The sequence below is a fragment of the Streptococcus sp. 1055 genome, from assembly GCF_013276815.1.
Lineage (GTDB): Bacteria > Bacillota > Bacilli > Lactobacillales > Streptococcaceae > Streptococcus > Streptococcus pseudopneumoniae.
On the sequence record NZ_VMLT01000014.1, the window covers coordinates 1 to 8,425 of the forward strand.

The following is an 8,425-nucleotide window of genomic DNA, read 5'->3' on the forward strand; positions in this document are numbered from 1 at the left end:
CCTGCGGCTAGCTTCCTAGTTTACTCTTTGATTTTCATTGAGTATTAAAATAAAGATAAGAGAAAACAGGAATATCTATATCCTTGTGCCCAAAAAACCACTGCCTCCCCCAGATAAACCTGAGGAAAGCAGTGATTCTTATTTTAGGAGTTAGGTTAGGAATGAATACACGAAATCAATTTAGCTGATTATTTTTTGTTTTTCAAGAATTCATCGTATTGTTTTTGCATTTCGTTCAATACTTTTTCGTAGGCACCTTCAGATTTCAATTTTTCCATCAATTCTGGAATCGCTTTATCTGGGTCAAATATAATAAAATGAAATAAGAATCGAGCAATTTAATTTTGGAATCCAAATCAATTTATCACAATATTTTAGAAGAGATGCTGTACTATTCTAAATTCAATATAATAATTTAACCATATTTTATGAGATATGTAAATCTAATAACTTATTTTATAAAGACATTATCACATTCGAATTACACACAATCACAAATACTTTATTTTGCGGTTGACATTATAAAAAAAAGTAGTACAATGTAAATGAAATCGATTTCACTGAAATACAAAGGAGGTATTGTGATGACAAATTTGAAAAAATGCATCGCATTAGGACTGGGAGTCGCTTGCTTACTCCCCTTAGCTAGTCAGACTGTTTCTGCTAAGATGGTGTATTTCAATCTTCATGTTACACGCGAAGACTATTCCGTTAGTAGCCGAAAAACTGAAAAAACAGACGGCTCCCCTGCTGTTGCTAATATCACAGGTGGTCTTGGTTGGGGAAAAAAGGTCAGAATTCGCGCTTGGACTGCTGCTGAGGATGAACCTGCAACTGAGATGAAAATAGCTGATTCAAATGGTCGCTATAATCTTCACTATAATGACGGTTATGGGACAATTGGACGTTATTATTATCTCAACGCCTCTAAATATGGTTGGCTCGACTCGAATATTACAGGACGTTTTGACCCTTAATTCGTCTCAAAACAAAAAGTAGCAAACATTGGGTTATTCGCTAGTTAATCATTTGAGCGCTCGCTAGCCTAAAGCCCCCTTCTAAGAGTGGAGGCCGCATCTTAAAAGTGTCATGCCTCTGCTCCTTTTTTAAAAGGAGTTTTTTACTATGAAAAAATACCTATTATTTCTACTTATTCTTCCCTTTATCTTTTTAACAGCTTGTCAATATAGCCAAAAGCAAACAACTGAGATAAATAAGGAAAATCTTCCCATAAAAGAAGGTTATAAAGAGATAACAGAGCAAATCTATCTATCAGACCAGATAGATACCTCCTATAAAGAAGAATTGCCTTTTTGGGACTCAAAAAAAGGAGACAAAGAAACATTGGTAACAGCTATCCAAAATTTTATGGGAAGCGATAGTGAAATTAGTGAAATTAGTGCCGATAAGAATCCTTTAACCAGACTCCAAAAAGGAAAGACCAGAGCAGATATTACCGTCAATAAAACTGGATCATGGATTCATTTAACATCTGATCAAATATCAGATCTATCAAGTGTTTTCCACAACCTACGATTAGACGCTATTGAAAATAATCTAAATCTAACCGACTTTAAAGAAGAACTTCCATTTTCAAAAGAAGATGGTGTTAACAAAGTTAAGCAATTTCTAAATACCCTCCAATTAGGATTTGACGATTATGATTATCTCATCTACGCTATCTCAAAAGAAACACTCCTTGAGTATCTCCCAACCTACGAAAGAAATGCCAAAGAATTAAAAGGAACAAAGATAGACAAAAACAATCTGACTGATATGTGCTATGTTACTGTTTTTCCAAAACTTTCTAGTAAAAGAGTTATTGATGGCGAAACTCAGCTAGGTTCATCCGGAGAGATTAGTTTTATTCATGGTCCTGACCTAAACTTTATCATCACCCAAGCAGGGATTCAAGGAATTGATTTATCTGGTGTTATCTTACCGACTCAAAAAATAGATAAAATGGCGACTCTTTCTGTCCAAAAAGGATTAGACGTCTTAAAAGAAAAATACGAAAATTTGATTCTGGACAGTCCAATTTATATTGAGTCATTTACAATTGAGTATATACCTATTCCCACTCAAGAAAAAGAACTCTATGGAGGAAATCTCTATCGTCCCTTCCTAATCTTTAAAATCAAAGAAAAAGATCGTATAGATAAAATAGTTATCGATCCCACAAACTGGAAAGAGGTAAGTTAGATGAAAATACTCCCCCTCTTTAAATATACGCTAAAAGATTGGAGGATTTGGATTGGATTACTCTTTTCCTTAGTAGTTGCATTGATGATGTCCTATACAGATTTAACAATAAAACTAGACGGAGGAAATTCATTTGCAGTCCTTGATTATTTCATGCTCTCCTTCTCTAGAAATCTAGCAATGTCATTATATATCTTAACGGCAGCTTCAACTGTAGTAACAGACTTTTCACAAGACTACCATCAAAATAGACTTCCTTTTTTACTTAGTCGTATGTCTCTGCGACAATACGCTTCTTCCTTCGTCAAACGGTTAATTTTCCGTTCTTATTTTGTAGGACTGACCTTAGGATTCTGTTTTTTAGTTCTCCTCTCCTTTTATTTTCCCCTTACTAATTCATACTATTCATCTACCTTTAGCAATCAGTGGTTGTTAAATCAAGGATTTATATTCCTTTTCTACTTCCTTCTCATTAGTCTAATTGGACTCTATTTTGCATTCTTTACTCTATTAGGTGGAGTTCTTTCCGTTTTTTACCCTAATGTGTTAATGGTCTATCTTCTTCCAAGTACAGCCTGGTTTGTCCTCACAACATTTGGTTTAGAGAGAGTTCTCCCTTTTTTACTCTACCACATATCGTCTTAACGACAGATGATTATTTACGAGAAGGGCTAGCATATTTTCAAGTAGGTGACGAAAACTTTCGAAATATTTTTTCGTTGCTTTATCCTTATATTTTCTTAACTCTATGGGCACTTTTGTCAATAGAGATCATTCGACTAGCTCTTAAAAAACATTGGCATTTTTATGATAAGGAGTAATCTTATGGAGATTATACGTGTAGTAACTATTCTCTTAAAACAACAATTCACCTTTAAACGATTGTTGCCTATCTTAATTTTCTTTCACCTCTATACTTTGATTTTAATGCTACCTTTTTCTAATTTAGCTAATCACTTCAAAGAAACTTATCCTGTCAGCATTGTAACTGTTCTCTTCACGAGTCAATGGTTCACTGCAATTTCTATTTTATCTGTCATACTACTATTTAGCAATCTTCCTTTAAAAGATACTTTCCAGTTTTGGTTAATCTTAAAAATCGGACAGAAAAAGTGGATGCTCTCCCAGTTTATTTATCTGCTTATCGCGAGCTTAATCGCTTCGATTTACCAAATCATCAGCATTTTAATCACTTTTCTCCCTACACTACACCTTTCAAATCATTGGGGACGTCTCCTACCCTCCCTAGCTCAAGGACGCATTTCATTTCCGGAAGGTGTTGATAGCATGACGCATCTACGCTCAATTATACTGCAATATTATTCTCCCTATGGCGCTTTTTTTCAAATATTCTTATTGTTATTCCTTATGTTCATATTGATTGGGGGAGTGATTTTCGTTTTCAATAGTTATTATTCTAATTTAGGAAATACCTTAGCCTGTGGATTAGTTATTGTAGAATTATTTATTACAGAAGCTTCACGTTTCTGGATTAAATTTTTATCTCCTTTAACTTGGCTAGACTTCCATTATATTAAATACGAAGCCCATTCTGGCTTACTATCCCTACCAGAAATAATTACTCGTATCCTACTTTTATACCTTTTGCTCACCATAATCCTAGTTGTTATGAAAAAAATAAGGAGACAATAGATATGACAGACTTACATTTAAAATCTATTCGTAAAAACTATAAACACAATGTAATTTTTGAAGACCTTTCCTTTGAATTTTCCAGTGGAAATATATACGGAATTGTTGGATATAACGGTTCAGGAAAAACAGTTTTACTCAAGTGTTTAGCGGGATTAGAAGGTATAACTGAAGGAAAAATCGAATTAGATGGAAACATACTTGGAATAGATTTTCCTTTCTTACCAAGTGTAGGTGTTATTATTGAGACTCCAGGATTTCTGGAAGGTTATTCTGGTTTTGATAACTTACATCAACTAGCTCTAATCAAAAATAAAATAGGAGAGAAAGAAATCATTCAGAGTATGATAGATGTAGGACTCGATCCTAGTTCTTCTAAAAAAGTAAAACACTACTCTTTAGGAATGAAACAAAAATTAGCTCTAGCACAGGCTTTTATGGAAAATCCAGATATATTACTCTTAGATGAACCAATGAACGGACTTGATAAGCAATCTGTTCAAAAAATTCGAGAAAAATTACTCCACCTAAAAGAAAAGGGGAAACTTATTATTCTAGCTTCTCATATAGAGCAAGATATCGAATGTCTCTGTGATGAAGTTCTATACTTGGGATAAGAATGATTTATTATAGAGACAACACTCCTCATAAAATAGCAATTTTATACAAAAAGACCAACTATACCTGAATTATATTAGTTGGTTTATTTTTCATTCAAAAAAACCACTGCCTCCCCCAGATAAACCTGAGGAAAGCAGTGATTCTTATTTTAGGAGTTAGGAATGAATACACGAAATCAATTTAGCTGATTATTTTTTGTTTTTCAAGAATTCATCGTATTGTTTTTGCATTTCGTTCAATACTTTTTCGTAGGCACCTTCAGATTTCAATTTTTCCATCAATTCTGGAATCGCTTTATCTGGGTCTACAGTACCAGTGTTGATAGCTGTATCAAATTGTTGCATTGTGTTAGCGATAGCTGAGATTTCAGATTTCACATTGTCAGTATTGAAGATAAATCCAAGCGCTGGAGATTCTTTAGCTTCTGCCAATTCTTTCTTAGAATTTTCGATTTGTTGGTCTGTAACGTTTTCGTTGATATAAAGGATCCAGTTGTTACCAGTGTTCCATCCACCCATGTGAGTGTTTCCATTATAAGCATCAAGAACGCGAACACGGTTTTCTTTACCTTCAATTTTTTCCCAGTTCTTGCCTTCTGGACCGTAAACAAGACCGTTCAAAAGTTCTGGGTTCGTATTCAAGAGGTTCAAGATTTCCATTGATTTTTCTTTGTTCTTAGAGTTGTTTGAGATGACAAAGTTAGCAACTTGTGTTGTTTGGTTTTTCTTGATGAAGTTAGTAATTGGTTTGATTTGGATATCTTTGTTTGCAACACGTGAAAGCAAGCTGTTACCGTAGTCAGCTGGTCCTACTGTTTCTTCACGAACGAACCAAGTATCTTGTTGAATGTCAAATGAAGTATCGCTTGTTGCGACATCTTTTGGAATGTAGCCAGCTTCATAGAATTTGTGAAGAGTCTTCAAGTGTTCTTTGAAACGAGGCACTTCGTAACGGTTTACAACTTTAGTAGTATCGCCTTCAAGGTCAATAACGAATGGAAGCCCATTTGCTACTGGGTAGTCAAAGTTATCAGATGGGATGAAAATTTTACCAATAGCAAATGGCACTACATCTGGAGCTTTTTCTTTGATTTGTTTCAAGACTGGCTCAAGAGTTTCGTAAGAAGTAACGCCTGAAATATCGATACCATATTTGGCAAGGAGAGTTCCGTTGAAGGCAAAGTTTTGAGATGATGCAACGTTGGCTGCAACTGGTACAGCGTAAATCTTACCATTTACAGTATTACCCTTGATGTAAGCTGGGTCAAGTGCCTTGTAAAGGTCTTTACCTTCTTTTTTGTACAATTCTGTCAAGTCAGCGTAAGCACCTTTTTGAGCATTTACAATGTAGTTATCTGCAAAGGCAATATCATAGTTTTCACCAGATGATGTGATAACTGACATTTTCTTACCATAGTCACCCCAGCCAAGGTATTGGATATCCAATTTGGCACCAACTTTTTCTTCGATGATTTTGTTGGCATTTTCTAGCAACTCATCCAAGTTGTCTGGTTTGTCACCGATTTGGTACATTTTGATAACAGGTTTATCACCTGAATCAGCAGCTTTTTTGCTGTTACCTGTCAAGTTTCCACAAGCAGCAAGACCTGCAGCCAAAGCGACTACACTAGCAGATGCAAAAGCATATTTTTTCCAGTTTTTCATGATAAAAACTCCTTTTTTTATTTTTAAACTTATAAACAATGTAATGATGTTAACTTCACGCAAGGGAAGTTGGGAACTGAGAAATGTTTTTCCTCAATAAGCACTATTCTTTCACACCACCGATAGTTAAACCTTTTACAAAGTAGCGTTGGAAGAATGGATACAAAATCGCGATTGGAAGGGTTGCAACCACAACCATGGCCATACGTCCCGTTTCTTTCGGTAGAGCAACTCCCAGTTGACCAGTCAAGCCGACCGCTTTGGCGATGTAGTCCATATTTTGCTGGATTTGCATAAGCAAATATTGCAATGGATACAAGTTGTCACTCTTGATGTAAAGAAGGGCGTTGAACCAGTCATTCCAGAAACCAAGTGCTGTCAAAAGCGTGATGGTTGCGATACCTGGTAGTGACAATGGCAAACAGATTTGGAAGAAAATCCGAGCCTCACTAGCACCATCGATACGAGCCGATTCGAGAATGGCTTCTGGAATGGTCTTCTTGAAGAAGGAACGCATCAAGATGATATTGAATGGCGAGAGAAGCATTGGAACAATCAAGGCCCAAACAGTATCCCCAAGCTGAAGCACACGAGTCACCATGATATAACCTGGTACCAAACCAGCGTTGAACAACATACTGAGCAGAACGAAGATGGTAAAGAATCTGCGATACTTAAAGGTTGTCCGTGAAATAGCGTAGGCATAGGTTGTTGTGATAAAGACATTTGTAAATGTCCCAACTACGGTTACAAAGACAGAAATGAAGAGGGCTTGTAAGATTTTATCCTTAAACTGTGCCAAAAACTCAAAACCGTCTAATCCAAATTGGGATGGGAAGAAGCTATAGCCGTATTGGAGGAGGCTTTTCTCGTCCGTCACTGAAATAATGATAACGAATACGAAGGGTAGGATACAAGAGAGGGCAATCAAACCCGAAATGGTACTGAAGAAGATATCTGCTTTCTTACTGAAGGAGTGAATGCCGACATTATCAATTTTTTCTTTTTTAATTTTCTTTTCTGCCATATTCTCCTCCTTTCTAGAACAAAGCTGAGTTTGGATCAACTCGTCTTGCCAGTAAGTTTGATAGAACCACCAGAATCAATCCGACTACTGATTGGTAGAGACCTGCTGCTGAAGCCATCCCGATATCTGCTGTCTGGGTCAATCCATTATATACATATACGTCCAAGACGTTGGTTACGTTATAAAGCTGACCAGCATTGTGAGGGATTTGGTAGAAAAGACCGAAGTCTGCACGGAAGATATTTCCGACTGCAAGGATGGTCAATACAGTTACCAGCGGTGTCAACTGCGGAATGGTTACATTGCGAATGCGCTGCCATTTGCTGGCTCCGTCTACTGTCGCTGCTTCATAGTAGGTTGGATCAATTCCCATGATTGTCGCATAGTACATGACACTGCTATATCCAAAACCTTTCCAAATACCTAGGAAAAGTAGGAGATAAGGCCAAATTCCCAAATCAGCGTAGAAGTTGACTTCTTTTAGACCAAGACTTTCCAATAAATGATTGAACACCCCTTTATCAATATTTAGGAAGGCATCTGTAAAGAAACTGATGATAACCCAAGACAAGAAGTAAGGGAACAACATAGAAGTTTGGAAGATCTTAACCATTCTCTTGGAACGGAGCTCACTGAGGATAATGGCAATCCCTACAGATACAACTAAACCTAGAAAGATAAAGCCAAGATTGTAGAGAACCGTATTTCGTGTGATAATAAAGGCGTCTCTTGAACTAAATAAGAATCTGAAATTATCGAGTCCGACCCATTTACTATTTATGATACTATCTATGAAACCATTACTGGTCATGTGGTAGTCTTTGAAGGCAACCACGTTCCCAAATACTGGAATGTAGAAGAATAGAATCAACCAGAGTGCCCCTGGCAAAACCATCAAGAGAAAGATCCAGTTGTCTCTCAAGGTTTTTGAAAACTTATTCATAATTTCCTCCCTTTTTATTTTGATATCCATCTAAAAATTCCTTTTTAGACTTTTGATAACGATTACATTATTAGTATACTCCAATTTGCAGATTAGGTTAAACTCCTAATTATAGAAAAAACTCCACAAATTATGTAGCAGATTTAAAACTTTATCACCACTATCAAACAAATGTTCTAAATCAATTGTTTATTTTATCTCTATTAGCCTAATGATAGATACCTTGTTATGACGCACTGACACTAAATTTTAGGACAACTGATGCTAGCTAGTATTTTCAGAAGAAAAGTAACCGTCCAATAACGAAGTATATTG

At 36.0% G+C, this 8,425-nt stretch carries 8 protein-coding genes; 4 read left to right on the forward strand and 4 right to left on the reverse strand.

Translation table 11 applies throughout. The features are described 5' to 3' along the window. Positions 1-188: 188 nt before the first annotated feature. Entirely contained in the window at positions 189-338 is a 150-nt protein-coding gene (locus HT699_RS01590) for a DUF3502 domain-containing protein (protein ID WP_338132250.1), read from the reverse strand. Between the two features lie 246 nt (positions 339-584). On the opposite strand from HT699_RS01590, the gene HT699_RS01595 reads away from it, so the two are divergent. The 4 genes from HT699_RS01595 to HT699_RS01610 all read left to right on the forward strand — a co-directional run bounded on the left by HT699_RS01595 (position 585) and on the right by HT699_RS01610 (position 4,472). Beyond that, complete coding sequence (locus tag HT699_RS01595; RefSeq protein ID WP_000183090.1) at positions 585-977, forward strand: hypothetical protein; 393 nt, start codon at positions 585-587, stop codon at positions 975-977. Positions 978-1,125: 148 nt separating this feature from the next. Then, complete coding sequence (locus HT699_RS01600; protein ID WP_000760378.1) at positions 1,126-2,202, forward strand: hypothetical protein; 1,077 nt, start codon at positions 1,126-1,128, stop codon at positions 2,200-2,202. Positions 2,203-3,027: 825 nt separating this feature from the next. Further along, on the forward strand, positions 3,028-3,855 hold the full coding sequence (locus HT699_RS01605) for a hypothetical protein (RefSeq protein WP_000402862.1): 828 nt from the start codon (positions 3,028-3,030) through the stop codon (positions 3,853-3,855). A 2-nt stretch (positions 3,856-3,857) separates the two neighbouring features. Continuing rightward, positions 3,858-4,472, forward strand: a complete 615-nt coding sequence (locus HT699_RS01610) for an ATP-binding cassette domain-containing protein (protein WP_000130637.1) — start codon at positions 3,858-3,860, stop codon at positions 4,470-4,472. A 192-nt stretch (positions 4,473-4,664) separates the two neighbouring features. Here the strand turns inward: HT699_RS01610 and HT699_RS01615 are convergent, their stop codons facing one another. The 3 genes from HT699_RS01615 to HT699_RS01625 all read right to left on the reverse strand — a co-directional run bounded on the left by HT699_RS01615 (position 4,665) and on the right by HT699_RS01625 (position 8,110). Continuing rightward, positions 4,665-6,140, reverse strand: coding sequence for an ABC transporter substrate-binding protein (locus HT699_RS01615; RefSeq protein WP_023939101.1), 1,476 nt, complete (start codon positions 6,138-6,140; stop codon positions 4,665-4,667). 103 nt (positions 6,141-6,243) lie between these two features. Continuing rightward, on the reverse strand, positions 6,244-7,167 hold the full coding sequence (locus tag HT699_RS01620; protein ID WP_000818350.1) for a carbohydrate ABC transporter permease: 924 nt from the start codon (positions 7,165-7,167) through the stop codon (positions 6,244-6,246). Between the two features lie 13 nt (positions 7,168-7,180). Continuing rightward, a complete protein-coding gene (locus tag HT699_RS01625) occupies positions 7,181-8,110 on the reverse strand; it encodes a sugar ABC transporter permease (protein ID WP_007284784.1) in 930 nt (309 codons plus the stop codon). Positions 8,111-8,425 lie beyond the last annotated feature (315 nt).